This is a genomic window from Oerskovia sp. NPDC056781 (assembly GCF_042789955.1).
In the GTDB taxonomy this organism is placed as follows: domain Bacteria; phylum Actinomycetota; class Actinomycetes; order Actinomycetales; family Cellulomonadaceae; genus Oerskovia; species Oerskovia rustica.
In genome coordinates this window covers 1-1,012 of record NZ_JBHUAD010000417.1, presented here as the reverse complement: position 1 = coordinate 1,012, position 1,012 = coordinate 1, and the positions used below count along the sequence as shown (strand labels likewise).

The window sequence follows — 1,012 nt, the reverse complement described above, 5'->3', positions numbered from 1 at the left end:
ATTCTTCATAGGATGTAGCCATGAGCCAACCGAGCCAGCAGCCGAACTTCGACGTGCGTGGTGCCGTCGACCTGTCGTCCCTGAACCGTCCGACGGCCCCTCCGCCCGGCGCTCCTGGTGGCGCGCCCGAGGCCGGTGGCTACGTCGTGGACGTGACGGAGGAGTCGTTCCCGCAGCTCGTGCAGGACTCGACGCAGTACCCCGTCGTGGTCCTGCTCTGGATCCCGACGGACCAGGCGAACGCGCAGCTCGGCACCGAGCTCGGCGCGATCGCCGAGGAGTTCGCCGGGCGATTCCTCCTGGGCCGGGTCGACGCGCAGACGTACCCGCAGATCGCGGCCGCCTTCCAGGTCGAGAGCGTCCCGACCGTCGTCGCGATCGTCGGCGGCCAGCCGGTCCCGCTGTTCCAGGGTGCGGCCGCGGGGGACCAGGTCCGCGCGGTCCTGCAGCAGGTGCTGCAGATCGCCGAGGGCAACGGCGTCACGGGTCGTGCGCCCGCGCAAGGCGTCCCGGCGGAGGCTGACGCGGCCGCCGAGGCCCCGGCTCCCGAGCCCGAGCTGCCGCCGCTGCACCAGGAGGCGTACGACGCGATCGAGCGCGACGACTTCGACGCGGCCGTCGCGGCGTACGAGAAGGCCATCAAGCAGGACCCGCGCGACCATCTCGCGACGGCCGGTCTCGCACAGGTGGGGCTGCTGCGCCGCACGCGCGACCTGGACCTGCAGGCCACGCGTGATGCCGCGGCGTCCCGGCCCACCGATCTCCAGGCGCAGCTCGACGTCGCGGACCTGGACGTCCTCGGGGGCAAGATCGAGGACGCGTTCGGTCGCCTGCTCGACCTGCTGCCCGGGTCGAGCGCCGAGGACAAGGAGACGCTGCGCCGTCGGCTCGTCGACTACTTCGAGATCCTCGGCCCCGCCGACCCCCGGGTCGGCAAGGCACGCCAGCTCCTGGCGATCAACCTGTACTGACTCCCGCGAACCACGCACGACGGCGGCCGGCCACCTCGCAC

General features: G+C 72.4%; 1 protein-coding gene. It reads left to right on the top strand.

Annotated elements, in window-relative coordinates; genetic code table 11:
• The first annotated feature begins 20 nt into the window (after positions 1-20).
• Entirely contained in the window at positions 21-971 is a 951-nt protein-coding gene (locus tag ACFRCR_RS18860; protein WP_377679726.1) for a co-chaperone YbbN, read from the top strand.
• Positions 972-1,012: the final 41 nt, after the last annotated feature.